Raw genomic sequence first — 25132 nt, 5'->3', positions numbered from 1 at the left:
ACTATTAATGTCGTTTTTTATCAATAATCGCACCATTAATTTAGCCAATACGTCATATTATTTACCATTATTGTTTTTTCATAACAAACCGCTGGCAAGTTCAAAAGAAGTACCTTTACCGAGTTCACTTTCGACGGATAAGGATATTTTATTTTTCTGCACAAAATTATAAATCAATATCATGCCTAGCCCCAGCCCATGAATCCCTACTTCGGGCTTTACTTTCCCCGAAAACACTTGCTGTAGATAATGTAGTTGGTCAGGGGCAATGCCTCTTCCCGTGTCTGCAACCGTAATTGTCAAACCATTGGAGGTATTACCAACGGCAGCGGGACTAACTCGAACCGAAATCATCCCCCCTTCTGCTGTATTTTTAATGGCGTTGTCTAGTAAGTTACGCACCGTCATCAACAACCCTTTCGGCGCGATTTCCGTCACAAAACTTGCTGGTAACTCCGCCAACAAATCAATCTTTTGGGATTGCGCAATCGGTAGATAAGTTTGGTACAGTTCCTCAACCAAAGGCACCACGTCCACCTGTTGCCGAGCTTCCGTCACATCTGGCGTAAAATACTGGCTTTTGCCCCACTCAAACAGGTTGTTAAGCAGTAGTTGCGTCTTTTCGCGCATGTATTCAATTTGTTGGATTACCCTATCCAACTCTTGTTTTTTCCCTTCTTGAATTAGGTTTGGCAGCAACCCTCCCATGTCATTGAGACTGTTGATGGGCGTACGTAAATCATGTGCTATAATGGTATAGAATTTATCGCGACCTTGTTGCAGTTCCAACAGTTTCTTATTGGTTTTACGAAGTTTTATTGAAAAAATCAGCGTCGTGCCAATCAACCCCAAGGCGACCAACAAACCACCAAACAACAATTCTTTTTGAGATTCAGCCAGTTGGAGAACTCGTTCTTTTCTTTGAATTTCTACCTGACTTTGGAGGAGTTTGGCCTTACTTTCCGCTGCCTGATTTTCTAAAGACAAGTTTTTCATGGCGGCCTCCCGTTTTTGGGCTTCATTTTGCGCTTGGAGGAGCTGATTGCGGCTTTCCGCTACCTGCTTTTCCAAAGAAATTCGTTTGAGCTCGGCTTCTTTTTCCGTAAATGAATATTTCTCCTTGATTTCATACACAGCCAATCTACGGTCATTGTCACGAATCAGGTTATTGTACTTATCATATTCGTCATAAGCCTTTATACCCGCTTGCCAGCTGCCCATCTCAAAGTAAGCGTTTTTTAAGCGCCTATTCATCCACCGTAATAACCTTATATTCTTTGGGTTATCTATCTTCAGCAGCCTAATTGATTCCTCCAGATATACAATGACACTGTCGTACTTTTTTAATTTTATATAAGCCTCTGCCACATTTCTATAGTCCTGACTAGTGGCTTTACTGCCAGGATAGTTCAGCGTTTTTAAGGCATATTCCAAGTATTTGTCTATTTTTTTCAAAGAAAAGTAGCCTTGTTGCATAGCCGTATAAATCGCTTTTCTTAGAAATTCTAAATGTGGGTTTTTGTCCAATATTTGATTAGCACCTTTGAAGGCTTCCATTCGTTGTTTTTCGCTTATTTCATGGGAAAAAGAAGGGGGACTGTTCAGAATAATTCGATAGTAGGTAAACCTATCAATGGCGTGCTTGGATTTTTCGGAAAGAGCCATCAACTTAGCATAGTTCTCCCGATTCATTTTCAACAAATCCTCCTGACTCAATGGGCCGTAGTTTGTCTCATCTTGTATAAAACGTCTCAATGACCAGCTAAGACATTGAATGACGCCTGACGTATCTTTCTGTTGGGCAAACTGGCGCTGTGCTTTTGTAATGTACGCATAAGCAACATCTTCTTGCCATGATGAATGATAAATACCCATGATATAATTGGCCATGGCAAGCCCCAAGGTTGATTTATGCTTGGTGGCCAATTGCACTATTTTATTGTACTGTTGCGCAGTAATCGAATCTCTTCTCCACGACTTGCCCAACTCAATGGCAATCAATAAATGAAGGTATTGACTTGATTGTGAGTTTTGTGTCATGCTTTGTTCTACCTTTCTCAAACTATCCAAACGAGAAGCAGGCACAAGATAATCACGAAACGAGTTAAAGGCGATATTTTGGGTATATACAAGCCCCGTTGAAAACAAACAAAAGGATAGAAAAACAACGAATTTCATAATTTTCCGATTTGAATCGTCCAAAGACTTTATATATTATAAAAATGCAATGGTAAGGGATTTGATTTATGACATGGATTTGAAATTTCAAGTGCTTAAATAGTTAAGACTTACAAATTATCTCAAACGAAGACCCTACCCCTAATTCACTCATTATATGAACGTTAACATTGTTTTTTCGGGCAAAATTATAAATCAATATCATGCCTAACCCCAGCCCATGAATCCCTACTTCGGGCTTTACTTTCCCCGCAAACACTTGCTGTAGATAATGAAGTTGGTCAGGGGCAATGCCTCTTCCCGTGTCTGCAACCGTAATTGTCAAACCATTCGAGGTCTTACCAACGGCAGCGGGACTAACTCGAACCGAAATCGTACCCCCTTCGGCTGTATTTTTAATGGCGTTGTCTAATAAGTTACGCACCGTCATCAACAACCCTTTCGGCGCGATTTCCGTCACAAAACTTGCTGGTAACTCCGCCAACAAATCAATCTTTTGGGATTGCGCAATCGGTAGATAAGTTTGGTACAGTTCCTCAACCAAAGGCACCACGTCCACCTGTTGCCGAGCTTCCGTCACATCTGGCGTAAAATACTGACTTTTGCCCCACTCAAACAGGTTGTTAAGCAGTAGTTGCGTCTTTTCGCGCATGTATTCAATTTGTTGGATTACCCTATCCAACTCTTGTTTTTTCCCTTCTTGAATCAGGTTTGGCAGCAACCCTCCCATGTCATTGAGACTGTTGATGGGCGTACGTAAATCATGTGCTATAATGGTATAGAATTTATCGCGACCTTGTTGCAGCTCCAGCAGTTTCTTATTGGTTGCCCGAAGTTTTATTGAAAAAATTAGCGTCGTGCCAATCAACCCCAAGGCGACTAACAAACCACCAAACAACAATTCTTTTTGAGATTCAGCTAGTTGAAGAACTCGTTCTTTTCTTTGAATTTCTACCTGACTTTGGAGGAGTTTGGTCCTGCTTTCCGCTGCCTGATTTTCTAAAGACAAGTTTTTCATGGCGGCCTCCCGTTTTTGGGCTTCATTTTGCGCTTGGAGGAGCTGATTACGGCTCTCGGCTACCTGCTTTTCCAAAGAAATTCGTTTGAGCTCGGCTTCTTTTTCCGTAAATGAATATTTCTCCTTGATTTCATACACAGCCAATCTACGGTCATTGTCACGAATCAGGTTATTGTACTTATCGTATTCGTCATAAGCCTTTATACCCGCTTGCCAATTACTTATCCCAAAATATGCCTCCTTTAAACGTTTATTTATTCCCCGTAAAGCATTTATATCATTGGGCTTTTCTACCTTGACTCGCCTCAAAGCTTCTTCCAAATACACAATAGCACTATCATATTTATTCAACTTTATGTAAGTATTTGCTACATTTCTGTAGTCAGTAAAAGTGGCGTTAATATCGGGATGATTCAGTGTTTTCAAGCCATATTCCAAGAGTTTATCTGTCTTTTTTAAATATAAGAAACTTTGTTGAGCAGCACGATAAATTGCCTTTCTTAGGAAAGATAAGTTTGGATTTTTGTCCAATATTTCATTCGCAGCTTCGAGGGCTTCAATTCGTTGTTTTTCAGATATTTCTCGGGAAAAAGGAGGCTGGCTATTCAAAATAGTTCGATAGTAGGTAAACCTGTCAATGGCGTGCACGGATTTTTCGGAAAGAGCGACCAGCTGAGTAAAACTTTCCCGATTCATTTTTAGACGAAGCTCTTCATTAAATTGGCCATAGCTTGGATTATCTTGCGTAAACTGTCTCAATGACCAGCTTAGGCACTGAATGATGCCAGACGTATCTTTCTGCAGAGCAAACTGGCTTTTGGCTTTCATAATCTGATTATAAGCAACCTCTTCTTGCCACGATGAGTGATACATCCCCATGATATAATTTGCCATGGCAAGCCCTAAAGTTGATTTATGCTTTGTGGCTAAGTGTACAATTTTATTGTACTGCTGCGTAGTAATCGAATCGCCCCGAAATGACTTACTCAGCTCAATGGCAATCAATAAATGAAGGTATTCGATTGATTGTGAATTTTGTGACATAGTTCGTTCTACCTTTCTCAAACTATCCAAACGAGAAGCAGGCACAAGATAATCACGAAACGATTTAAAGGACATATTTTGGGTATATAAAAGCCCCGTTGAAAGCAAATAAAAGGATAAAGAAATAACGAATTTCATAATTTGCCGATTTGAATCGTCCAAAGAATTTATATTTTATAAAAATGCAATGGTAAGGGGTTTAATTTATGACATGGATTTGAAATTTCAAGTGCTTAAATGGTTAAGATTTACAAACCATTTTAAATGAGGTTCCTTTCCCAATTTCACTCATTATATAAATGTTGATGTTATTTTTTCGGGCAAAATTGTAAATCAAAATCATGCCTAATCCTAGCCCTTGAACACCTACTTCTGGTTTTATTTTCCACAAAAATATTTGTTGCAAGTAGCTTAGTTGTGTAGGTATAATTCCGTCTCCTGTGTCAGAAATCACAATCGAATAATGGCGAGATTTATAGTCACTTCTATATGCCTTAATCAGAATTTTTCCACCAGGTGATGTATGTTTTAAGGCATTATCCAGTAGGTTACTAATAGCTATTTCAAATCCTTTTTGGTCAGCTAAAATTAGCAAAGACGACGGTAATGATAATTCCAAAGATACTCCTTTTGATTCGGCAAAGGGGAGGTAATAATTATATATTGTTTGTAAAGAGATAAGCGCTTCAAAAACAAGGGGCTTTGTGGCTGATTGATTAACAAAATAGTCGCTTTTACCCCATTCAAATAGATTATTTAGTAGCAAACTCGATTGATACCTCATTTTTTCAATTTGCTTAATAACCCTATCTAACTCCTCAATTTTCCCTTCTTTAATAAGATATTGTAACAAAATACCCATGTCATTAAGGCTTTTCATAGGTAAGCGTAAATCGTGGGCAATGATGGTGTAAAACTTATCTCTTGCCTGCTGAAGAGACAATAACTGTTTGTTGGTTTTCTGAAGTTTTATTGAAAAAAAAAGCACGATTCCAACCATCGCAAGGGTCACAAGTAAGCCGCCAAACAAAAGCCTTTTTTGCGAATCGGCTATTTCCTTTTCTAACGTAAGTCTTTTGAGTGTCGCTTCCTTATCGGCAAATGAATATTTTTCTCGCAGGTGAAACAGTGCTACGCTACGGTCATTAGTACTGATTACATAAACCAAACTGTCATACTTTTCGTCTATCTGTATGCTTGCTTTTAAATTCCCAGCTTCATAATATGCCTTTTTTAAGAATATATATATGTTTTTTAGCCGTATAACCGACTTGGGTCTTTCTATCTTTATGCGCTTTGCGGCCTCTTCCAAAGCTGCTATCGCCATATCATATTTTTTCATTGATAGATAAGCAAGGCCCAAGTATTGATAATCCATAAAATCAATTTTTTTATTTGTTTCGGTCATCACCTTCAAGGCATATTCAAGTACTTTCTCGTGATTTTTCTTTCTTCGGTACCCTTCTTGAATATTTTTATAGACATTGGCTCGAATGTATTCAAAATGTGGATATTTATTTATGATTTTTATCGTTTTACTTAAAGCTTGTTCCATTTCAGCTTCAGTTGGTTGAGACTCTAAGTAAGGGTCACAAGCCATAACGAGTAAATAATACATGTAATTATCAATGGGATACTTTGAATGTTGACCTAATGCCATGACTCTATCAAAGTAAAATTTGGACAAATTTTGGTCTGCTCTTCTTGTATGAGCGCGTAGAAGTTTGGAACAGTGAATTATTCCTGTAGTATCATTGCTTGCGGTAAAAATTTTCTCAGCTTTTGTTAAATAACTGTATGAGAGCGAATCATCTTGGTCAATGGTGTACTCTCTTCCAAGTATGTAATATGCCATAGCTAAGCCAAGTTGTGATTTTTGTTTTGAAGCCTGTTGTATAATCAGGCTCATTTTTTTTAAATTTACCGTATCATAATCGTTTTGTTTTTTTAGTTGATTTGCAATTAATAAATGTAATAATTCACTTTTATAATTTGACTTTAATTGTGTCTTATAGTTATCAAAATTGTGCGATAAAATGAGGTAATCTCGAAAAGAGTTATAAGATTTATTTTGTGTATATCCAGCTTCAGAAATATACAGAAATAAGAAAAGAAGAAGTGAGTATTTCATAAATCACAAACATATTACATACAATAGAAGTGGCTTTCGTGAAATTTTGCCCAAACTTTACCAATAAAAAATAAATCCATATAAGTAAGAATGATGCGAAAATCCACACTTATACTACATACTATACCACAAAAACATACTATCTGATTTTTTATATCATCAAAATTAAAGGTTTACCCTGTAAAAAGAGGGGAAACGGGTTAGCCAAAACGTTTTTATACTTACCATTTATGTTTTTTTCAAAAAGCGCAGTTGTTTCATTTCACTCCAATTATATTTTTGCCGCGCTGACACGAAGGAGCAAGTTTTATATTACCTGATATAACACTTACGACAAATTATATGTTTAAGCATATAAAGTATGGCTATGAAAGACATTGTGATTGTGATACTAGAAGATGACCCTATTGACCAAATTAAATTAGAGATTATGCTTACTCAGCGCATTTCTTCCAATTATACATTTCGGTTAGGGGGCATTTTTACAAAATTGACAGATTTAACCAAATATCTTGATAATCATGAAGTTGACTTGATACTATCAGATATTATGATTGAAAACAAACCCATTGGTATAGAGCTTCTTAAAACTCTTAGAGAGGCCCTCATTCCCATCGTACTGATGACCTCTTCTCAAGACCAAAATCTATTTTTGGAGGCGCAAAAGAACCTCAGCGTTCAGTATTTAATTAAACCTTTTCATGCTATTACACTACAATCTGCCATCGAAAAAACCTTAGAAGCACAAACGAAAAGCAAAGAGTATGATTTTATAGACAGAAAGTACATGTACTTGAGTAGTAAAACAGGTCAACAAGAGCAAGTTAGGTTCACTGAAATTGTTTATATCGAAGCCGATGATAGCCATTGTTACATACATACACCCTCTAAAAGGTATGTACTGAAAAAATCATTAACCAAGCTCCTTGAAGAGTTTTTGGATGCACAATTTATTCGCATCCATCACAAGTTTGCAGTCAATAAGCTGCATGTTCAGCAATTAGAAGCCAATACAATTAAACTGACTGGATTGGTGACACTTCCCGTTGGAAGAAGCTTTAGAAAGGAGCTAAATCACCTTTTAAAAAGGCATATCTAATCCAAAAATTGTCAGTTACCACCTAAAAAAAACCACTTACCTTACTTTAAGCCACCATGTTTGCAATGGGATACTAACATATACCATTTTTGGTATTATTTACATACCATTGCAATATCTCATGGCGAACATAAAGTTAGATTTTTGGTTAATGTGCTTCAAAAGACAAGCTTCTGAGGAATCAAGTGGAGCTAGGGCTAAAGCCAACTTTAAAATTTTCGATTTTGGTTCGAGCAACACTTACTTTTTTACTATTCTACCTGAGCACAATAAAGATTTACGCACCCTTACTGATTCATTTCGGAATATCCTTGAGGGTGATTATTGTTTGATAAGTACTACTTATGAGCATGCACGACCATTTCTGGTGGGGGTTCGCATTGATTGGTTAATCAATCAAGTGGGGAGTCCTTACTCGGACTTGGAAGATATTATTCCAAGAGTTTTAATCAATTGGAGTAATCAATACAGCCTGTTCACGTTGAAATATTCTGCATTTCAAAAAGAATATCAGCGGGCTGTTAATCCTGATTTGTTGGCGAAAAGCTACTTTCTTCAGTTCCTACTCCTTCTTATTGATGACATACAAACACAAATTTTGAGTAAAACTGAGAAAAATTTCAGGGAAATCGACTCGCGAAGAATCAAGGAAGTCGAAGCTCAAATAACATCCGATTTTAAAAGATCTACTCCCTCCATCAGCGAAATGGCAAAAATGGCGGGAATGAGCGTCAGTAAATTCAAGATTTTATTCTCTGAATTATTTAACTCTAGCCCTCATCAGCACATTTTAGATAAAAAGATGATGTATGCCCATGGCTTACTTCAAACTGGAAAATATTCTATTACGCAAGTAGCTTATCAGGTTGGATATCACCATCCTTCAGGCTTTACGCGTGTATTCAAGCAAAAATTCAACTATTCCCCCAACACTACTTACACCGAAAAACAATGATAGCGAAACATCACTCTTCGACTGTTGACTTTGTAGTCTCTACCGAATGTGTTCAGGCGGTAGTAGCATTATTACTTTCTCATAAAATTTCCTTTATCCTCACCCCTTCAAACAACCTAGAAATCAGCCAACTAGATAAAGAATTAAGGATAAAGCATTTTCATGCCGAATCAGAACATGAAAATACTGAAGCAGCCCAAGAAAGTGTTGAACCTTTACGGATGAAAAATATTAACACATGGGATGCTGTAATAAAAAAAATTTATCGGAAATACTTATTGGAGGGCTTCGAGCAAGCTCCACCTACCGAACAACAAATAGCCATTGACTATAATATCCCTTTGAATTTGTTTAAAAACAATTTCAAAGCAATATATGGAAAGCCCTTTTACCAACTTTACATGGACAAGCGGATGGAACATGCCGCCAAACTCCTTAGGAATGGCTACAAAGCAGTAGAAGTTTCAAAATGTATTGGTTATAGCGACAGTTCCTGCATAAAGTTCAACAAAATGTTTCAAAAGCATTTTGGAATTACTCCTAAGAAATATCAACTACTACACATAGGACGACTAGATAGAAGAGTTGGATAATATACCTAAAAATCATTCTAGGCTAGGTTTGCGGGACAATAAAAAAGCAGCTACGTTTACCGTAACTGCTTTTTTATTGTCGGGATAGCGGGATTTGAACCCACGACCCCTTGCCCCCCAGACAAGTACGCTACCGGACTGCGCCATATCCCGAAACTTTACCACTAGCTTTCGCTAAAAGTGGCAGCAAAAGTATTTTATTTTTTGATAAGTGTCAACTCTTACTGAAATTATTCCCTTAAAAATTGACTTTCTTCCTCTAAAAAGCGCTGAAACCGCTCCCGAATTTGACGATAAGCTGCGATTAACACCCACGCCTCCTCCGTCACAGTGGTTCCGCCGCCCTTCTCCCCGCCCGTTTGGGTCAATACCAATGGCTTTTTGGCTTGCGCATTCAAAGAATTGACCATCTCCCACGCTTTTTTATACGACATACCCATTTGCTTGGCAGCTTGGTTGATAGAACCCGTCTCAGCAATGCGCTCCAACAACTCTACCCTACCTGGCCCTAAAAATCGCTGCTCGTCACTTTCTATCCAAAGACTTCCTGATACCCTAAATGGGATTTCTTTTAAAAGATGCTTCACGTTCTACTTTTTTTCTTGACCCAAATCTACTGATTGTCAACGATTAAAAAATTATTTCCAAAAAAATAATAATCTAACTGTTGACAGTGTCAAAAATCGGCGTACCTTTGCACCACGTTTCACAAACGCAGCGAACAATGAGACCAGTCGGCCCGTTCGTCTAGCGGTTAGGACACGACCCTTTCACGGTTGAAACAGGGGTTCGATTCCCCTACGGGTCACAATCGCAGCGCGAAACGTAACGCCTCAAAACGCAAGCTTTGGGGCGTTTTTGTTTTAAGTGCTTTCATGAAAAGAAAAAATATTTTTGGTGTAAATGTTTTTTGTGTGAAATATAATCGTACCTTTGCACCACGTTTCACAAACGCAGCGAACAATGAGACCAGTCGGCCCGTTCGTCTAGCGGTTAGGACACGACCCTTTCACGGTTGAAACAGGGGTTCGATTCCCCTACGGGTCACAATCGCAGCGCGAAACGTAACGCCTCAAAACGCAAGTCTTGGGGCGTTTTTGTTTTTAATCCTTCCCCAACATCCTTGCTATTTCGCCGACACTAATTCAACCATCGTGTAGGATTTAAGCCTCATGCGTTGGGCGTCTTGCAAAAACTCTTCTAACAATTGTACTGAAAAAGCGTAGGGCTCTTCCGAAGGCGTAAACAGTGGACGATGCCCCAACAACATGAGCACAGAATGGGTGTTTTTAGCCCGAATCAGGCCATCTTTCAGTTGTGCACGGGTCAGGTGGGTGTATTGATCAATCAGCAACGCGTGAACCTTTTGTGAGCCATCAAACTGATAATAAATATCGTCGATGGCAAAAATTGGCTGACGAATCGTGATAAAAGGCAGATGTCGCTCGGTCATCGAAACATCACGTAAGAGTTTAAAATAATCACGAAGTAGTCGTCGGTCGGTCCACCACGTTTGTTGCCCCCCCACGTGCGCAAACGTTACGGGCCGAAAACCTGCTTTGCGCATTACATTTAATTCGCCTTCTATCTCAAATTTGTAAAAATCGTCCAACGAACCTCCGCCTCGGAGCCAATCTAATACGCGAATGTGGGCCGCGCCGTGCGCTCCAATTTCGTGCCCGTCACTCTCTAATTCATGCAACAAACGAATGTCGTTGGGACTCAGGCTGTCAAACTGAGTTACGTAGAACGTCGCCTTAGCACCGTATTTTTTTAGCAACGGCCGAAGACGCGTCCATTCTTCTACGTAACGGTCATCGAATGTCAACGCAAATCCTGCGGCATGTGGCTGTTTTGGTGCCTGATTACAGCCCAGTAACAATGCAGACAACCCTGCCAGAAGCAAAAAAACAAGTTTTTTCATCCCCAAAATTTTCAACTTTTATTGTCCTCAAAACTCCATTGTTTTTTGTTACAACGGGTACTTGGTTTTCTATGAATGTCTTTGTATTATCGTCGCGGCAAATGTAGTGCCCTAAAACCAAACCACCTACTTACTCATGTTTGTTTTGACCCAACAACCCTCCGTAGCCAACCATTTTTTAGCCGAACTTCGTGACGTTGACGTGCAACAAGATCGCATGAAGTTCCGTCGAAACCTAGAACGGATGGGGGAATTATTGGCGTATGAAATCTCTAAATCGTTGCCCTACCGTCAAGCGCAAGTGACTACGCCCCTCGGTATCGCTCAAACTAGGCTGTTGCGACAAGCGCCCGTTTTGGCCACTATTTTGCGGGCAAGTTTGCCTTTTCACCAAGGGTTTCTCAACATTTTTGACCAAGCCGACAATGCTTTCATTGGGGCCTACCGTGGTCATCACATCGGCGAAGAAGATTTTAAGGTAGAAATGGACTACATTACCGCCCCTGATTTACAAGACCGTACGCTTATTCTGATGGACCCGATGCTGGCCACAGGTCGGTCGATTGAAAAAGTATATCATGCACTCCTTCGGTTTGGGATTCCCGCCCAAACGCACATTGCCGCCGTTATTGCCAGCCCCGAAGGGGTAAAATACCTCCAAAGCCGAATGCCCGAATGCCGCCTTTGGGTCGGTGCCATCGACGAAAAACTTGATCCTCATTATTACATTGTACCAGGTTTGGGAGACGCAGGCGATTTGTCGTTTGGAGCGAAAGTTTAAAAAAGAAAAAAAGCGAGGGGCGAATAAGCAAAAGGCAAATACGCAAAAATCAAGTTTGCTTCGAAAGATCATCCTAACAATTAGCATTTATTCCCAAAATCAGCTACGTAATGTCCAGCATCAAAAATGATACTCCAACCTCAGTACGTGAAGGCGAACAGCTTGACCTGTCCAAACTCAATGCCTATTTGGGGGCTCAAGCACCTGTCATCGGGACGGTTACGGAAGTAAGTCAGTTCCCTGGAGGCTATTCCAACTTGACCTATTTTCTAAAAACCGATACAGGGAAAGAATTCGTGCTGCGACGCCCGCCGTTTGGGGCTAAAAATATCAAAGGAGGACATGACATGGGACGGGAGTTTAGGGTGTTGTCGATGTTGCAGGCAGCTGGGTACACCAAAATTCCTAAGCCGATTGTTTTTTGTGATGATGAAAGTGTGCTCGATTGCCCATTTTACGTCATGGAGCGCGTTCAAGGGGTGATTCTTAGGGCACATTCTGCACCCAAACTAGGGTTGAGCGAAACAACCATGCGGCAACTTTCGGAGGCATTGGTGGACAATTTGGTGGTTTTGCACAGCTTGGATATTCAGCAAACAGGCTTGATTCAACTCGGAAAACCTGAAGGATACGTACAGCGCCAAGTAGAAGGCTGGTATCGTCGGTATCAAAACGCCCAAACCGACGATGTGCCTGCTTTTGAGCAAGTGTATCAGTGGTTGGTAGAAAACCTTCCCGTCGAGAATGCACCTAGCCTGATTCACAACGACTATAAATACGACAACGTTGTGCTGAATTCCCCCAATTTAAACGAAATTTTGGCGGTGTTAGACTGGGAAATGACCACCGTCGGCGACCCACTCATGGACGTAGGGACATCGCTTTCTTACTGGGCACAAGCCACCGATGGCCCCTTTGAGAAAAGTTTTAACCTAACGTGGCTACCTGGAAACCTAACGCGTCAAGAATTTGCCGACCGATACGCCGAAAAAAGTGGCCGCGATTTGTCGAATATTTTATATTACTACGTGTTTGGTTTGTTCAAAAATACGGTTGTCATTCAGCAGATTTATGGACGCTGGAAAAAAGGGTTTAGCAAAGACGAACGCTTTGGGGCCTTATTGATGGGCGTTCATGCCTTGACCAATTCGGCCTCAAAAGCCATTGAAAAAGGTAAAATCTAAACCGTTTTTTACGTCTAGCAACTATGCGCTGGTATCACAGCAAAAAAGTGGACTTTTTCAAATAGTTCTGATTGGGAGAAAAAACAAACAGGCAAGCCCCGTTTTTGAGCGTTTCGATGATGTCTTTATGAACGCCATACGGCACGGCTGGGCAGCCAAAACTACGCCCCAAACGGCCAATTTTACGAATAAAATCTTCACTTACGTAGTCGGCACCGTGCATTACCACCGCACGGTCGAGGGCGTTGGTATTAAAGCCATTTTCAAGCCCCTTGAGTTTCAGCGACAGGCCATGTTTGCCTTGGTACGTCCCCAAGGTTTGGTAAAATCCCAAACTTGATTGCAACGAAGAGACTTCGTTAGAAAATTTTTGGGCATACAAATCCCCCGAATTGCGCCCATGTGCCACGTAGGTACGGAAAAGAAGCTTCCGTTTGAGCAAATCAATGACGTACAAACGCTTATTCACCGAAGGTTGGCTCAAATCCACAATTGCAAGGATGGCTTTAGCAGGGTTTACTTTCTGAACTCCGCGAATGGCATAGTCAAAAACGCTGTGGCTAAGTCCTGCTTCGTCCAAGCTGAGTTCTTGGTAAATGGTTACCAACGAACTGTAGGTGTTTAAGCGAGGTTTGGCGGTGACTGTAAGGGAAGAAAGTACGAATAAAAAAACAAATAGGCGGGCATGTAATGACTTCATAAACTCCATTTTCGAGATTCACAGTTCTATTTCACAAAAAAGCTAACGCCTAAGTTAGAAAAAATGTTGCATTTTCTACGATTCTTTTCCCGATAAACTGATTATAATCAGGATAGTAGAACAAGCTCCTCCCTAACGTTTGCCTTTGTTTATTTGAATATTTTCCGAATAAAACTTCCTAAAAAGCTTCCTGTGAACGCAGGGAAAAACTGCAATAAAGCGGTAAATTGAGTCGCCTCAGCATCATGCGGGGTCATGATTTTGAACGTATTGAATACAAAGTAAAACACCGCAATCAAAACCGTTTGTTCAATGGCCAAAAGCCAGCCTTTCTTGGGCTGAAGCCAGCCTAGCCCCAACGCTGAAAGCATTCCCACCAGAAAAGGTGTGTGAATCGTCGGGCCAATAAAACAAAATACCGTGACAAGCAAACTCGTACCCACTGTAATAAGCGCGTCTCGAACCAGTGTTTTTGTCCAGAAAGGAGCCATAAAATTATTTTTTTGCAAAAATAGCCTAAATGCCACATTTTTTTCTGCTAGCCACAAATGTCTATAAAACAAAAGCCACGGAATTGACTCCGTGGCTTTCCCGTTTAAAAGCAGAACTCACTACCGTTTCGCCACATCTTTCGATGGCTCTACTGTCTTTATGCTTTTCATAGCATTTCGATTTTCAACTCCTACGGGTTTTGCGTGACCCTTGTAATAATTAGGTAATAGCATGGGGTTTTGTGGGGTATTACCAATCACTGGCGCGCTTAATGCAACAATAGCTTCCTGCTCAAAACCTACACTGCCTTGGCGCTTGTAATTGTGTACAGAAGCTACGTTGTTGTTTAGCTTCAATGGCGCAATTCGCTCATTTACGACTATTTGTGCATCGGTAGCTACCTTCTGCTGGGATACTGGACGCTTGTAATTATGTGACGAATTAAGTTGTGCAAAGGCGGTTGTTGCACTCAGCGTTACGACTGATGCTATAAGTGTGATGATTGATTTCATTGTTTTAATTAATTTGATTTTTGGAATATTGCCTCCTTTGAGGACACTACAAAGGTAGTACCTCGCTATTAGAGCAACCTTAAGACGATATTAAAACAACCTTAGATTTTTGAATTTCCTTATCGAATTATCTCCCGTGGTTTTTACATATCTTAGCGACTTTAAACCCTTTTCTTATGAACCAAACCGCAATCGCTATCTTACTTATTGGGACCGTCGGTGCTTGTACTCCGAAAGAAACTTCCACTCAAGCGCTCGTTGGGACGTGGAAACTTTTGTCTGGTACCACCATTAAAGGCAATGACACTACCCGAACCGATTATACCAAAGGACAAGAAATGATTAAAATCATTAGTCCAACCCACTTTGCTTTTTTGCGCCACGACCTTCAACACGGCAAAGACTCTACTGCCGACTACAGCGCTGGAGGTGGTCGTGTGACCATTGGTGAAAAAAATTACACCGAATACTTGGATTATTTCAACGTACGGGAGTGGGAAGGGGGAAAATTTGACTTTGAATACCACATTTCGGGAGATACGCTGACGATTACGGGCATCGAAAAAGTAGAAAAACTGGGTGTCAATCACCTCAATATCGAAACCTACATTCGTCAAAAATAAACAACACCGCTGAGCTTCGCCATGAGCTTTTTTAAAGACCTATTTTTTAAAACACGTTATTTCGCTTTGTACGGTTTCCTCATGGCTATTTTGGTATTTACTCTGAAATGGCTGCAATGGAAGTTTTTAATCATGGACAATTCCATTGAGATTTACGTGGGCCTCATCGCGGTCTTTTTCTTGTTACTTGGTGTGTGGGTAGCCAAACAACTTATCAAACCCAGCGTTGAAACCGTCGTTATCGAAAAAGAAGTGGTAGTCGCGGGGCAATCACTCATCAATGAAAATGAACTGCAAAAGCTTAATTTGAGCACACGCGAATACGAAGTTTTACAGCTATTGGCGCAAGGTTACAGCAACGCCGAAATCGCCGAACGGTTGTTTTTGTCGCTGAGTACCATCAAAACGCACGTTTCCAATTTATTTGTAAAAATGGACGTCAAAAGCCGAACCCAGGCCATAGAAAAAGCCAAACGACTGAATATCATCACCTAGCGCCCTCTCCTACTTTAGTCTGAATTGGGGCTAAAAACGTATTTTGGTACTTTAGTATGAGTCCAGAACCACGTACTCAACCTAGTTTTGCCGAAAATAAAACCCTCAAAAACAATGAAACGCAACATCTTCATTTTCGGACTTGTTCTTGGTACGATTCTTTGTGCCAACATGGTTTACATGGTCAACTTGTGTTATACCAACCCCGATTTCAGTGGCAACGAGCTCATGGGTTATGCGGCCATGGTGCTTATTTTTTCACTTATCTTTTTTGGCGTTCGTAACTACCGTAATAAAGAGCTAGGTGGACATATCTCGTTTGGGCAAGCTTTTAAAACGGGGGCTTTTATCGCCCTCATTGGCTCAACGATGTATGTCTTTGTTTGGCTTTTTTACTACTATTTGTTTGTGCCTGATTACCTCGACATCTATATCAAGCACGTGCTCAAAGAAGTTGCCCAAACTGACGCGGCGGCGTTGGCGGCTAAAACCAAAGAAATGGAGGAATTTAAAGAAATGTACAAAAGTCCGTTGTACGTCACCCTAATCACTTATACTGAAGTATTGCCCGTGGGGTTGATTGTGGCGCTGGTGAGTGCGCTTATTTTGAAGCGAAAAAACAAGGCAGAAGTGTATTTGTAGTACTTATCCTCCAATCAACCTCCCGAAAGTTTTTAACTTTCGGGAGGTTAGTTCAAAACTTTCGGGAGGTTGATAAAATAGACGTTTATTGGGCATTAAAAACCGCATCCATGCGTTCGCTGATGACTTGCAAACGCTTACGGTCACCGCCAGGAACTTCGGCAGAGCCCCAACCCGAGTAACCTACTTTTGCCAAGGCATTGTTAACAACAGGCCAGTTGCAGTCACCGTCCATCAACTCCACGTCAAAACCTTTCCAAAGGCCCTCGTCTTGTTGTTTTTTGCGGCTAAATTCTTTGATGTCGATTTTCATAATGCGCTTTCCGAGCGTTTCAATCCAATGCTCAGGCCAACCGTAGCGAAGAATATTGCCCACGTCAAAATACCAGCCCACCAGTGGGTGATTGATTTCATCGACAAAACGAGCTGCTTCTACGGGACTAATGAGGAAGTTGTTCCAAACGTTTTCGAGCGCAATTTTTATTCCCGTTTTTTCTGCTTCAGGAATTAACTTAATAATTTCCTTTTGAGCACGTTGGTACGCATCTTGGTAGCTTGTACCCGCATTGACCACCCCTGGCACCAACAATACCGTCGTTCCGCCGTAGAGTTTACAGTCGTTCAACGATTTAATCATTGATTTAGAACAGGTTTCTCTCACTTTAGGGTCTGCGTCCGAAAGTGGCGATTTCCAGTGAACCGAGTTGACTACCCCAGGAATCAGCAGCCCTGTTTTGTCACGGGCTTCTAAAATCTCTTTGGGATCAAGGTCGTTGGGGGAATCTAGTTCCACGCCGTCGAATCCAAGGTCTTTGAGCAACTTAAACTTGTCAAGCACCGAAATTTTTTCAGTTACCATGCCGTATTTAAGGCTCTTTTTTATCAACGGGCGCGCTACAGGCTTTGCCGCAAGGGCAGCACGGTCTATCCCCACCACCGCAGCCGTAGTTGCGATGGTGGAGTTTTTTAAAAATTCTCTTCTTTGCATGAGGTGACTAGAAGAAAGGCGTAAAACCTGGGCGAGCTACTTCTACCTTTGGTGCAGGCATATCCCAGCTTGTAATGTCTGGTGCCAATACTTCGTTCGACTTAATAGCTTCGTCCCACGTGATTTTCTTCCCTGTGTAAGCCGCCATACGTCCCATAATTGCAAGCATGGTACTGTTGGCCATCCACTCACCGTTGTTGATGGGTTTGCTGTTACGAATCGACGCAAACAGTTCGTTGTGTTCTGTTTGGTACATATCGTTTTGAGCACCAGAATATTCCCAAGGATTTGCACCTTCAATTTTATGCGTTGGGCGTGAGCAGTTAGCCATCGCACGGCCTTTCGTCCCAAAAGTTTCTACCAAATAGCTACGCTCGCAGTTTTCTTGCTGACGCGAGAAGTGGAAACCTTTTGCCCCATTTGGATAATCGTATGTAATGGCAAAGTGATCAAAAATGTGTCCATACAACGGGTCAACGCGCACTTGACGACCACCTGTACCTACGGCACTCACGGGCAAAACATCGCCCATCGCCCACGACATCATGTCGATGCTGTGTACAGCTTGCTCTACGATATGATCCCCCGCTAACCACGTGTAATACATCCAGTTACGCAATTGAAACTGCAAATCGTTCCAGCCTTCTTGACGTGGAAATGACCACGCACCACCCGTGTTGTAGGTGTTATAAATCGACATTACTTCGCCAATTGCACCTTCGTTGATTTTACCAAATACAGCCCGTTTTGGCTCGTGGAAACGCCAGCAGAAACCCGAAACCAAAGAGACATTTTTCTCTTTGGCTAATTTTGCCAATTCCAATACTTTACGAATACCAGGGGCATCAACCGCTACTGGTTTTTCGCAGAAAATATGTTTTCCCGCCTTGATAGCAGCTTCCAAGTGAAGCGGGCGGAAATGCGGTGGTGTCGCCAAAAGAACGACATCCACACCCGAGTCGATTACTTTTTGATACGCATCAAAACCTACAAATTTACGACCTTCGTCCACCTGAACTTTGTCGCCGTGTACTTTGCGAAGACCTTCAAGGCAGGTATTAAAACGCTCTGGGAAAATTTCGCCAAGGGCATAAAGAACAACGTTTGGATCGGCTTTCAAAGCTTGCATGGCAGCTCCCGAGCCACGTCCACCACAACCAATAAGACCTACTTTAAGTGTTTCCGAATTCATACCAGCAAACGCTTTGTTCGGAATAATGATGGATGGAAATGCAGTTCCTGCCAAAGCAGCACCTGCCAATTTTAGCACTTCACGGCGAGTGGTGTTCATGAGAATTGAAAGGATTTAGAAATGAATGAGCTAACTGACTGAACGCTCGATATTTTAACAAAAATACGATTTTATCGAAAACCTCACGTCCAAATTTTAACTCAAATTTGATACTATTTTTTTAAAATATATAGCACAAATAATAATTTTTTTTAAAAACAAGCCTAAACATCCTCCAAACGGTAAAAACGAGCGGCATTCTGACCCAAAACTTTGGCTTGGTCATTTTCTGAGAAACCTACCCGTTTCATGTATTCTTGGACAATACCAAGCACCTGTTCGTACTCCGCAGCCACCAAGCAAACGGGCCAATCGGAGCCAAACATCAACCTTTCCACACCAAAAGCTTCAAAAACCACGTCTAAGTAGGGAAAAAAGTCTTCGGTTTTCCAGTTTTTCCAATCAGTTTCCGTCACCATTCCTGATACTTTGCACTGTACGTGGGGAAACGCCGCCAACTGCCGCATGTAGTTCGACCAAGTATTGATTTTTTTGTCTTTGATGTAGGGTTTGGCAATATGATCCACCACAAACTGCACTTCAGGCACCTCGCGCACCAACTGCAACGCCGCTTTTAATTGGGTCGGATAAATGAGGATGTCATAGGTATAGTCAAATGCGCTCAACTGCCGTATTCCTTTGATGACTTCGGGACGCGCCAAAAAATCGTCGGGCTCGCCCTGTGCCACGTGCCGAAATCCTTTTAATAACTCGTATTGAGAATAATAATCAAGGCGGTCGTAGAGATCATTGGCCCGTAAATCGACCCACCCTACTACTCCTTTTACGAAAGAGGAATACTTTTCGGCCAAGGCCAACAAAAACAAGGTTTCGGCATCCGATTGGTCGGCCTGAACGGCTACGCAGCCCGAGACACCATTCGCCTCATACACTGGTTTCAGGTCTTCAGGAAGAAAATTCTGGCGAATACGCGTCATTTCATCGTTAATCCACGCGTCGCGTTCGGCATCGTATATCCAAAAATGTTGGTGCGAATCAATAATCATTATCAGTCAAGTTTTACAAATGTTACTTAAATTCAAGATGCATCTCCGATGCGAAAATGCAATTTTTCTTTTTATTTCAAAATTTCCATTGATGTCAGTTCAGGCCCGCCACCTCGGTTGCCCGAACCTGCCGCTACATATACCTTTTTCTTATAAATCGTCGCGCCTGTTCCGTGACGGCCTTTGTTGAGGTTGGGTAATTTTTCCCACTTCATCGTTTTGGTATTCAGTGCCTCAACTTCCGCGTGGGCTTCCACTTGAGCGGGGCTTTCTCCCCCCATAATCAACAATTTATACCCAAAAGGCACGGCCATGTTTCCCGCCCGCTGCGTTGGCAAGTTTAAGTCAGCGGGTAAAGTTGTCCACGTATTTGTTTTAAAATCAAAGACATCCACGGCGGGTTCAGTGAGGTTGAGCACCTGATTGATGCGCGCCGTCGAGCGGCGACCACCCGCCACGTAGAGTTTATCGTTAATGACGGCCACCGAAACGTGGTCACGCACGTGTGGCGCGTCGGGAAGTTTACGCCACGTATTGGTTTTGGGGTCAAATTCGTCGAGCCAGCCCACGTGCCCATCGTAATGTCCATCCTGAATGCCGCACACCAAATAGAGCTTGTTGTTGTAATTTACGGCCCCCGTCGCCCCTCGAAGCCTATCCGCAGGAATAGCAGTGCCTTCACGCCACTCGTTTTTGGCAGGATTAAAAATATAGATGGACGTCAACGGTTTTTCGTGCGGGTATTGTCCCATAAATGCGCCCATGACGTAGGCTTCGTTGTTGTATTCAATCGCCTGAAAATGGTTCATTTCCACGGGAGGAGCCGCGAGTTGTTTCCACGCATTGGTCTTGGGGTCAAATTCATCGACGGGGCGTGTGCCTCGTCCACCAATCAGGTATAATTTATCCCCGACTTTGGTAAACGCATTTTCGTGCCGTGCGGTGCAGCTATTGGCGGTCTGCGCCGTTTCCCAGCTAGTCGTGCTCTGAGACGATGCAAGGTGCGCAAAGCCCATCATTAAGCCCAAAAGGCTTATTTTAAGGTGAGTTGAGTTCATGTTTGGTAATATACGTTTCAGGTATAAATCTGGCATAGGGCATTTTTTACTCACTGAAACAGCAATTGATTTTGGGAAAAATGTAAATTGCCAAACCAACTAAAATCCCCCATTTCTTCATTAGAATCATGAAAACGTTTTCTCAACTATTGTTACTAGGGCTAGTTTTACAAGCCTGTTTTGCTGATCATCGAGTGGATGTTGGCTTGCCCAAAGAATACGAAGCCTGCTGCGGGCTTCAACCTGTTGATTTTAAGCACAGCAACGGGTCTATTTACATGCCCAATGTATTTACGCCAAATGGAGATGGCATCAACGATTTGTTTTATCCTTTCATTAGCGACGAAATCCTAGAGGTACAAGGTTTTACCATTTTGAGTGCCAGTGGCGATACGGTGATTTTTTCACGCCCCACGGTACTTTACGACCGTTTGAATGAATTTGCTTGGAACGGTCTGCGAAGAGATGGAACGCTTTACCGAGGCCGTTTCAAATACGGGATGCGGGTGATAAGTAAAGATTTTAAATTGCGTTTATTAGAAGGAGAAGCCTGTAGTGTACTTTGCGAGCCTGGCACGAAGGAATTGAAAGCCAAAAAGGGATGCTTTTATCCCAGCCAAGCGGGAGATAGTGGCAAAGCTGGGAAAGTGGACAGTACCCTTACGAACAAAGAAACCGATTGTCTAAAATAAAAAATAGTAGCGCCCTACAAAAGTTCGCTACTGTGGGTTAAAATACCTTTCTAGTTTCGACTTATTTGGATGGACTTGTGCGGGTTGTGAGCAACCCGCTACACGGCAGACTCTCTAAGTTTTCGCTTCGGCGATAACAAAAACTTGGAAGGGTTTGTGTGAGTTGTGAGCAACCCGCTGCACGGCAGACCGTGTACTGTTTACTCCACTTTTATAATTGTAGCCTGTCGTCCAATCATACACCATTGATTATTTGCGTATTTCCAAATATTAGTAAAACGACGGGTAACGGTCTTGCCTGCATGTTGTTGGATTCCTTGCGGTTTGGTGATTTCCTCCCCCATCACCATCGCAATGTTATCATTGAAAGTCATTTTTTCGATATTTCGCACAAACGAGCTGTATGCTAAATTTCCTGTGCGTAGTTGCATTTTGGAGCCTTCTACTGTTCCGACGCGATTTGCAGGCGTGTTTACCACCATTTCGTTCGACCAAATTTTGCCAAACAACGTTGCTGAATCTCCACGCATTGTAGCCTCACGTTCGAGGTTTTCAAGACGGCGTATTTCGACTTCGCGTGGGTCGGTTTGAGCAAATGAAGTGATGAATGATAAGAGAGAAGTGAAGAGAATGAGAAATGTTTCTTTCATGGTAATTTAAGTTTAATACAGAAAGCCATAGGCAAAGAGGTTATTTAGTTAAGCAATTTTTACAACTTATCAGGACTAATCGGCTGTGGAACAACGTTTTCAACGGGCTTACAGCTTTTTAAATAGGCAAAAATCGCTATCAAATCTTCTTTTTTCGCATGAACATAGTTTTGCCAAGGCATCGGTGGTAACAGAGGGCGAGCCGAACGAATGCCCTTGCTTTTACCTTCGGTCATGGCAATGATAAACTGCTCTTCCGACCAACTGCCAATACCCGTAGCATGGGGGGTAAGATTTGCCGAAAAGGTGGCTCCCCAAGGCCCAACAGCAATGGTGTTCATGGGGTGAAACAATACCCAATCTTGGGTTTTCACTACTTTACCCATCGGTATTTTGGCGGGATGTCCGCTCAATCCCAAATCAGGGTCAGGAATTGGCCCTTGGGCGGTCATTTTTTTGGGTGCGTGGCAATCTGCACATCCCATAATTCCGACCAAGTACTTGCCCTTTTCGATTTGGGCTTGGGTGTACAACTCCCCCGTCCCACCACCGAGACGAGCCGTCGATACAGCGAGAGGACTGATAGACATTAAAACTGCAGTACCGAAAACTGCAAGAGCGAGGATTGAAATTTGTTTTTTCATGATACAGTATTGGTTTAAAAAAAACTAAACGATTGTTTGAATAAACACCTCAAATTTCATGTGCTAATTACTTGACCCGATTTGTTTATCCACTGCCGCGCGGGCACTTCTACAAACCGATATGTGAGATACGATACTACCAGCGTAATGCCGATAAATACCAAACATATCAACCAGCCCGTGAGCATATCTGGTTTGGATGGCGGGCCAACAGCTTCAGAAGGAGCGGTCAGTGTCATGATAGCTTGAATGGTGTACATAAGTGGTTGATGCACCAAATAAATCGAAAACGACCAATCACCTAAACGTTGTAAAATATTGGTACCCAAAAAAGTATTCAAATTTGGGCTTCCATACGCAGCCGACAAAATCATCAGCGGAAAAAACGAAACCGTAAAGACATCTGGTACTGCAAAGTGCATACAGAGCACCAAACCTACAGTGAGCAATAGAAATGAGTAGCCGTTGACAAGCCAGCTTTTTCCCCAGTTTTCCTGATAACCAGCATACATCATCATACCCAACACAAAGCCAAACAAACATCGCAAAAAGCCAAATTGGTAGGATACATTGATACTCAACAACGCGGGGTCAACCCGTACAAATGGAATTGAAGCAGGCTCTGTAACCAACGGAACAATCCAGAACGTAATGGCCAAATAGCCCGCAAAACAGGCAAACACGACCATTATTCTGCCTAACGCCCCTAATTTTGAAAATGGTTTTACTAAAAATGGAAACAGCATATACATCCACCATTCAGTACTGATTGACCATGAGGCGTTGTTCCACGTAAACCACTCGTTTACATTCATGCTGTGGAGCAGTAATAAATGACTCGGAATGGTCGAAAAATCGTTGCTGACGGTATCCATCGGATTGGCGGGGGCATTGTTGACCAACATGATGATTTTGAGGCCAATACAATAGAGCAACGTAACAAAATGTAACGGATACACCCGCGCAAAACGCGCAATGGTAAAGCGTTTAAAATCATTACCCAACACCGAATCGGAAAACCATTTGCCATATACGTGCATCATGATAAATCCACTTAATACAAAGAAAAAGTCCACCATCAGGTACAAGCGGGTAAAGAGCAAAGAGTCTTTGAATTTAAGCAACATATCACCTCCCATGCCGAGCATCAAATCAACGTGAAAAATAACCGTAAGCAAAGCCGCAATTCCACGCAGTGGTGTGAGGTTAGATAGATAGGCAGTAGTTGTTCTCATGATTTTCAAAGTATATTATTCTTGGTTTAACTCCACCCGTAAGCTCAGTTTTTCATATTCAAACCTCGCTGGCGAATAGATGGGGCAAACGTAGGCGAAAATGTCTTTTTGTGCCAAAAAATGGGGTAAGTGCACATGCTTTGGGGTGAATAGCAAAGCCCTGTAAGTAAAAATACGTGTCGATTTAGGACGCCAGTACCACTTGTTTAGCGTATCCTCTGGAAACTGGCAAGGGTTCGGCTACTTGCCAAAGGTGCAGTTTATACCCCTGCGCGTTTCCCGACACTTTATATACTTTCTGAAGATTGACCAAATACGAGCGATGACAACGCCGAATGTAGGAAACCTGAATTTGAGATTCTACTTTACTAAGGCTGCTTCTCAAAAGTTCCTTTTTCAATTTCCCATTTGGCTCTTGGTAAACGACCGTGACGTAGTTATCATCGGCTTCGATGTAACATAAGTTTTGAGGAGTTAAAATCACTTTGTCCTTTCCATTTTCAGCCATTAAAGTCAGAAAAGAAGGCGAAATTCTTGTTTCCTCCTTTTCTTCATGGGGCTCTTCAGTGAGCGCGGTTTCCATCACTTTAGCTGGGCGGCTGTATTGACGATTAAGCCTGTAATATCGAAACCACACAAAGGCTACTGCTGGAAAAAAACTGATAATAGCTGTAAATAGAAGCATCATTCCGAACCCCTCCGCAGTGGCGGGAATTTTATCGGAGTTTTGAAGGACGACATTGGCAAAATTGCAGATTGCAATCAATAATATAAGCCCCATCACAAACAGAATTTCGCTCCCTACTGTCCAACCTTTTTCGTGATAAACTTTTGGAAAAATACGACCCAATATTTCAATCATGAAGATAACACAAAAAGGAGGCCCAGCCGCAAAACCCGAAATGAGGCTTAATTTGTAGAACGGATCGGTAATTGTGTATAAAGTAAAGGGCTCAAATATGTATAAAAACAAAAACGGGAATACGCATGACCCTGCCACCAAAGGCCAATTGTGCCAGCCAATAGTATAAGCCATGTAAGGCTGAGAAAGCCAATTTTGGATTCTTTGAAGCACTTAAAAGGGTAGAGTTTCGGGATTTTTACATTCAAAAGTATTATTTGAAAGCTAAACCCACAAACCCTCTGTACCTTAATTGATTAAACGGTAAAGTCTCCCACATTTTAATCGTACCAAC

The 25132-nt window shown here is 41.9% G+C and carries 25 protein-coding genes and 3 tRNA genes; 11 read left to right on the top strand and 17 right to left on the bottom strand.

Annotated features, from left to right (window positions below):
• Window positions 1–78: 78 nt before the first annotated feature.
• From DTQ70_RS03670 to DTQ70_RS03660, 3 genes are all read right to left on the bottom strand, one after another.
• On the bottom strand, window positions 79–2178 hold the full coding sequence (locus DTQ70_RS03670; RefSeq protein ID WP_122929551.1) for a HAMP domain-containing sensor histidine kinase: 2100 nt from the start codon (window positions 2176–2178) through the stop codon (window positions 79–81).
• 103 nt (window positions 2179–2281) lie between these two features.
• Window positions 2282–4378, bottom strand: a complete 2097-nt coding sequence (locus tag DTQ70_RS03665; RefSeq protein ID WP_122929550.1) for a HAMP domain-containing sensor histidine kinase — start codon at window positions 4376–4378, stop codon at window positions 2282–2284.
• Window positions 4379–4481: 103 nt separating this feature from the next.
• Window positions 4482–6371 (bottom strand): HAMP domain-containing sensor histidine kinase, encoded by a 1890-nt coding sequence (locus DTQ70_RS03660; RefSeq protein ID WP_122929549.1) that lies wholly within the window; start codon window positions 6369–6371, stop codon window positions 4482–4484.
• 361 nt (window positions 6372–6732) lie between these two features.
• Here DTQ70_RS03660 and DTQ70_RS03655 point away from each other — a divergent pair, with 361 nt between their 5' ends.
• The 3 genes from DTQ70_RS03655 to DTQ70_RS03645 all read left to right on the top strand — a co-directional run bounded on the left by DTQ70_RS03655 (window position 6733) and on the right by DTQ70_RS03645 (window position 9018).
• Window positions 6733–7470: a LytTR family DNA-binding domain-containing protein gene (locus DTQ70_RS03655; RefSeq protein ID WP_122929548.1), complete on the top strand. Its 738-nt coding sequence runs from the start codon at window positions 6733–6735 to the stop codon at window positions 7468–7470.
• Window positions 7471–7591: 121 nt separating this feature from the next.
• Complete coding sequence (locus DTQ70_RS03650; protein ID WP_122929547.1) at window positions 7592–8425, top strand: helix-turn-helix transcriptional regulator; 834 nt, start codon at window positions 7592–7594, stop codon at window positions 8423–8425.
• Window positions 8422–9018, top strand: a complete 597-nt coding sequence (locus DTQ70_RS03645; RefSeq protein WP_122929546.1) for a helix-turn-helix transcriptional regulator — start codon at window positions 8422–8424, stop codon at window positions 9016–9018. Before DTQ70_RS03650 ends, DTQ70_RS03645 begins: the two co-directional genes overlap by 4 nt.
• 79 nt (window positions 9019–9097) lie before the next feature.
• Here the strand turns inward: DTQ70_RS03645 and DTQ70_RS03640 are convergent.
• Together DTQ70_RS03640 and DTQ70_RS03635 are read right to left on the bottom strand one after the other, a co-directional pair.
• A tRNA-Pro gene (locus DTQ70_RS03640) sits at window positions 9098–9171 on the bottom strand.
• Between the two features lie 77 nt (window positions 9172–9248).
• Entirely contained in the window at window positions 9249–9605 is a 357-nt protein-coding gene (locus DTQ70_RS03635) for a winged helix-turn-helix domain-containing protein (protein ID WP_229600066.1), read from the bottom strand.
• A 149-nt stretch (window positions 9606–9754) separates the two neighbouring features.
• Here DTQ70_RS03635 and DTQ70_RS03630 point away from each other — a divergent pair.
• A tRNA-Glu gene (locus DTQ70_RS03630) sits at window positions 9755–9826 on the top strand.
• 167 nt (window positions 9827–9993) lie between these two features.
• Window positions 9994–10065: transfer RNA gene (locus DTQ70_RS03625), tRNA-Glu, on the top strand.
• A gap of 79 nt (window positions 10066–10144) precedes the next feature.
• Here DTQ70_RS03625 and DTQ70_RS03620 read toward each other — a convergent pair.
• Complete coding sequence (locus DTQ70_RS03620) at window positions 10145–10942, bottom strand: polysaccharide deacetylase family protein (RefSeq protein ID WP_122929545.1); 798 nt, start codon at window positions 10940–10942, stop codon at window positions 10145–10147.
• Between the two features lie 136 nt (window positions 10943–11078).
• Between DTQ70_RS03620 and upp the strand changes: the two genes are divergently transcribed.
• Together upp and DTQ70_RS03610 are read left to right on the top strand one after the other, a co-directional pair.
• A complete protein-coding gene (gene upp / locus DTQ70_RS03615; protein ID WP_122929544.1) occupies window positions 11079–11723 on the top strand; it encodes a uracil phosphoribosyltransferase in 645 nt (214 codons plus the stop codon).
• 110 nt (window positions 11724–11833) lie between these two features.
• Window positions 11834–12907 (top strand): phosphotransferase family protein, encoded by a 1074-nt coding sequence (locus DTQ70_RS03610; protein WP_122929543.1) that lies wholly within the window; start codon window positions 11834–11836, stop codon window positions 12905–12907.
• Between the two features lie 34 nt (window positions 12908–12941).
• On the opposite strand, the gene DTQ70_RS03605 is transcribed toward DTQ70_RS03610, so the two are convergent.
• The 3 genes from DTQ70_RS03605 to DTQ70_RS03595 all read right to left on the bottom strand — a co-directional run bounded on the left by DTQ70_RS03605 (window position 12942) and on the right by DTQ70_RS03595 (window position 14611).
• Window positions 12942–13607, bottom strand: a complete 666-nt coding sequence (locus DTQ70_RS03605; protein WP_229600065.1) for a murein L,D-transpeptidase catalytic domain family protein — start codon at window positions 13605–13607, stop codon at window positions 12942–12944.
• 149 nt (window positions 13608–13756) lie between these two features.
• Entirely contained in the window at window positions 13757–14098 is a 342-nt protein-coding gene (locus DTQ70_RS03600; RefSeq protein ID WP_164489842.1) for a hypothetical protein, read from the bottom strand.
• A gap of 120 nt (window positions 14099–14218) precedes the next feature.
• Window positions 14219–14611 carry a hypothetical protein gene (locus DTQ70_RS03595; RefSeq protein WP_122929540.1) on the bottom strand — a complete coding sequence of 131 codons (393 nt, stop codon included), beginning with the start codon at window positions 14609–14611 and terminating at the stop codon, window positions 14219–14221.
• Window positions 14612–14787: 176 nt separating this feature from the next.
• Between DTQ70_RS03595 and DTQ70_RS03590 the strand changes: the two genes are divergently transcribed.
• The 3 genes from DTQ70_RS03590 to DTQ70_RS03580 all read left to right on the top strand — a co-directional run bounded on the left by DTQ70_RS03590 (window position 14788) and on the right by DTQ70_RS03580 (window position 16371).
• Window positions 14788–15234 carry a hypothetical protein gene (locus tag DTQ70_RS03590; RefSeq protein WP_122929539.1) on the top strand — a complete coding sequence of 149 codons (447 nt, stop codon included), beginning with the start codon at window positions 14788–14790 and terminating at the stop codon, window positions 15232–15234.
• A 21-nt stretch (window positions 15235–15255) separates the two neighbouring features.
• On the top strand, window positions 15256–15729 hold the full coding sequence (locus tag DTQ70_RS03585) for a response regulator transcription factor (protein WP_122929538.1): 474 nt from the start codon (window positions 15256–15258) through the stop codon (window positions 15727–15729).
• 114 nt (window positions 15730–15843) lie between these two features.
• Window positions 15844–16371, top strand: coding sequence for a DUF4199 domain-containing protein (locus tag DTQ70_RS03580; protein ID WP_122929537.1), 528 nt, complete (start codon window positions 15844–15846; stop codon window positions 16369–16371).
• Between the two features lie 85 nt (window positions 16372–16456).
• Here DTQ70_RS03580 and DTQ70_RS03575 read toward each other — a convergent pair whose 3' ends face one another.
• From DTQ70_RS03575 to DTQ70_RS03560, 4 genes are all read right to left on the bottom strand, one after another.
• Window positions 16457–17359, bottom strand: a complete 903-nt coding sequence (locus tag DTQ70_RS03575) for a sugar phosphate isomerase/epimerase (protein ID WP_122929536.1) — start codon at window positions 17357–17359, stop codon at window positions 16457–16459.
• Window positions 17360–17366: 7 nt separating this feature from the next.
• Window positions 17367–18650, bottom strand: a complete 1284-nt coding sequence (locus DTQ70_RS03570) for a Gfo/Idh/MocA family protein (protein ID WP_206019626.1) — start codon at window positions 18648–18650, stop codon at window positions 17367–17369.
• 164 nt (window positions 18651–18814) lie between these two features.
• Window positions 18815–19657 carry an amidohydrolase gene (locus tag DTQ70_RS03565; protein WP_122929535.1) on the bottom strand — a complete coding sequence of 281 codons (843 nt, stop codon included), beginning with the start codon at window positions 19655–19657 and terminating at the stop codon, window positions 18815–18817.
• 71 nt (window positions 19658–19728) lie between these two features.
• On the bottom strand, window positions 19729–20715 hold the full coding sequence (locus DTQ70_RS03560; protein ID WP_122929534.1) for a kelch repeat-containing protein: 987 nt from the start codon (window positions 20713–20715) through the stop codon (window positions 19729–19731).
• Window positions 20716–20843: 128 nt separating this feature from the next.
• Between DTQ70_RS03560 and DTQ70_RS03555 the strand changes: the two genes are divergently transcribed.
• Window positions 20844–21407: a hypothetical protein gene (locus tag DTQ70_RS03555; protein WP_122929533.1), complete on the top strand. Its 564-nt coding sequence runs from the start codon at window positions 20844–20846 to the stop codon at window positions 21405–21407.
• Between the two features lie 200 nt (window positions 21408–21607).
• Here the strand turns inward: DTQ70_RS03555 and DTQ70_RS03550 are convergent, their stop codons facing one another.
• The 4 genes from DTQ70_RS03550 to DTQ70_RS03535 form a co-directional block, all read right to left on the bottom strand.
• Window positions 21608–22057: a nuclear transport factor 2 family protein gene (locus DTQ70_RS03550; protein WP_122929532.1), complete on the bottom strand. Its 450-nt coding sequence runs from the start codon at window positions 22055–22057 to the stop codon at window positions 21608–21610.
• 59 nt (window positions 22058–22116) lie between these two features.
• A complete protein-coding gene (locus DTQ70_RS03545) occupies window positions 22117–22701 on the bottom strand; it encodes a c-type cytochrome (RefSeq protein WP_122929531.1) in 585 nt (194 codons plus the stop codon).
• Between the two features lie 56 nt (window positions 22702–22757).
• Complete coding sequence (locus tag DTQ70_RS03540; RefSeq protein WP_122929530.1) at window positions 22758–23936, bottom strand: acyltransferase; 1179 nt, start codon at window positions 23934–23936, stop codon at window positions 22758–22760.
• A gap of 184 nt (window positions 23937–24120) precedes the next feature.
• A complete protein-coding gene (locus tag DTQ70_RS03535; protein WP_122929529.1) occupies window positions 24121–25011 on the bottom strand; it encodes a LytTR family DNA-binding domain-containing protein in 891 nt (296 codons plus the stop codon).
• Window positions 25012–25132 lie beyond the last annotated feature (121 nt).

It is taken from the genome of Runella sp. SP2 (genome assembly GCF_003711225.1).
Lineage (GTDB): Bacteria > Bacteroidota > Bacteroidia > Cytophagales > Spirosomataceae > Runella.
Note: the sequence above shows the minus strand (reverse complement) of the source record. Positions and strands in the feature narration are given on the sequence as shown.

Coding starts and splice junctions, on each gene's coding strand:
- DTQ70_RS03670 (WP_122929551.1), bottom strand. CDS start 2,178: ATGAAATTCGTTGTTTTTCTATCCTTTTGTTTGTTTTCAACGGGGCTT.
- DTQ70_RS03665 (WP_122929550.1), bottom strand. CDS start 4,378: ATGAAATTCGTTATTTCTTTATCCTTTTATTTGCTTTCAACGGGGCTT.
- DTQ70_RS03660 (WP_122929549.1), bottom strand. CDS start 6,371: ATGAAATACTCACTTCTTCTTTTCTTATTTCTGTATATTTCTGAAGCT.
- DTQ70_RS03655 (WP_122929548.1), top strand. CDS start 6,733: ATGGCTATGAAAGACATTGTGATTGTGATACTAGAAGATGACCCTATT.
- DTQ70_RS03650 (WP_122929547.1), top strand. CDS start 7,592: ATGGCGAACATAAAGTTAGATTTTTGGTTAATGTGCTTCAAAAGACAA.
- DTQ70_RS03645 (WP_122929546.1), top strand. CDS start 8,422: ATGATAGCGAAACATCACTCTTCGACTGTTGACTTTGTAGTCTCTACC.
- DTQ70_RS03620 (WP_122929545.1), bottom strand. CDS start 10,942: ATGAAAAAACTTGTTTTTTTGCTTCTGGCAGGGTTGTCTGCATTGTTA.
- upp (WP_122929544.1), top strand. CDS start 11,079: ATGTTTGTTTTGACCCAACAACCCTCCGTAGCCAACCATTTTTTAGCC.
- DTQ70_RS03610 (WP_122929543.1), top strand. CDS start 11,834: ATGTCCAGCATCAAAAATGATACTCCAACCTCAGTACGTGAAGGCGAA.
- DTQ70_RS03605 (WP_229600065.1), bottom strand. CDS start 13,607: ATGAAGTCATTACATGCCCGCCTATTTGTTTTTTTATTCGTACTTTCT.
- DTQ70_RS03600 (WP_164489842.1), bottom strand. CDS start 14,098: ATGGCTCCTTTCTGGACAAAAACACTGGTTCGAGACGCGCTTATTACA.
- DTQ70_RS03595 (WP_122929540.1), bottom strand. CDS start 14,611: ATGAAATCAATCATCACACTTATAGCATCAGTCGTAACGCTGAGTGCA.
- DTQ70_RS03590 (WP_122929539.1), top strand. CDS start 14,788: ATGAACCAAACCGCAATCGCTATCTTACTTATTGGGACCGTCGGTGCT.
- DTQ70_RS03585 (WP_122929538.1), top strand. CDS start 15,256: ATGAGCTTTTTTAAAGACCTATTTTTTAAAACACGTTATTTCGCTTTG.
- DTQ70_RS03580 (WP_122929537.1), top strand. CDS start 15,844: ATGAAACGCAACATCTTCATTTTCGGACTTGTTCTTGGTACGATTCTT.
- DTQ70_RS03575 (WP_122929536.1), bottom strand. CDS start 17,359: ATGCAAAGAAGAGAATTTTTAAAAAACTCCACCATCGCAACTACGGCT.
- DTQ70_RS03570 (WP_206019626.1), bottom strand. CDS start 18,650: ATGAACACCACTCGCCGTGAAGTGCTAAAATTGGCAGGTGCTGCTTTG.
- DTQ70_RS03565 (WP_122929535.1), bottom strand. CDS start 19,657: ATGATTATTGATTCGCACCAACATTTTTGGATATACGATGCCGAACGC.
- DTQ70_RS03560 (WP_122929534.1), bottom strand. CDS start 20,715: ATGAACTCAACTCACCTTAAAATAAGCCTTTTGGGCTTAATGATGGGC.
- DTQ70_RS03555 (WP_122929533.1), top strand. CDS start 20,844: ATGAAAACGTTTTCTCAACTATTGTTACTAGGGCTAGTTTTACAAGCC.
- DTQ70_RS03550 (WP_122929532.1), bottom strand. CDS start 22,057: ATGAAAGAAACATTTCTCATTCTCTTCACTTCTCTCTTATCATTCATC.
- DTQ70_RS03545 (WP_122929531.1), bottom strand. CDS start 22,701: ATGAAAAAACAAATTTCAATCCTCGCTCTTGCAGTTTTCGGTACTGCA.
- DTQ70_RS03540 (WP_122929530.1), bottom strand. CDS start 23,936: ATGAGAACAACTACTGCCTATCTATCTAACCTCACACCACTGCGTGGA.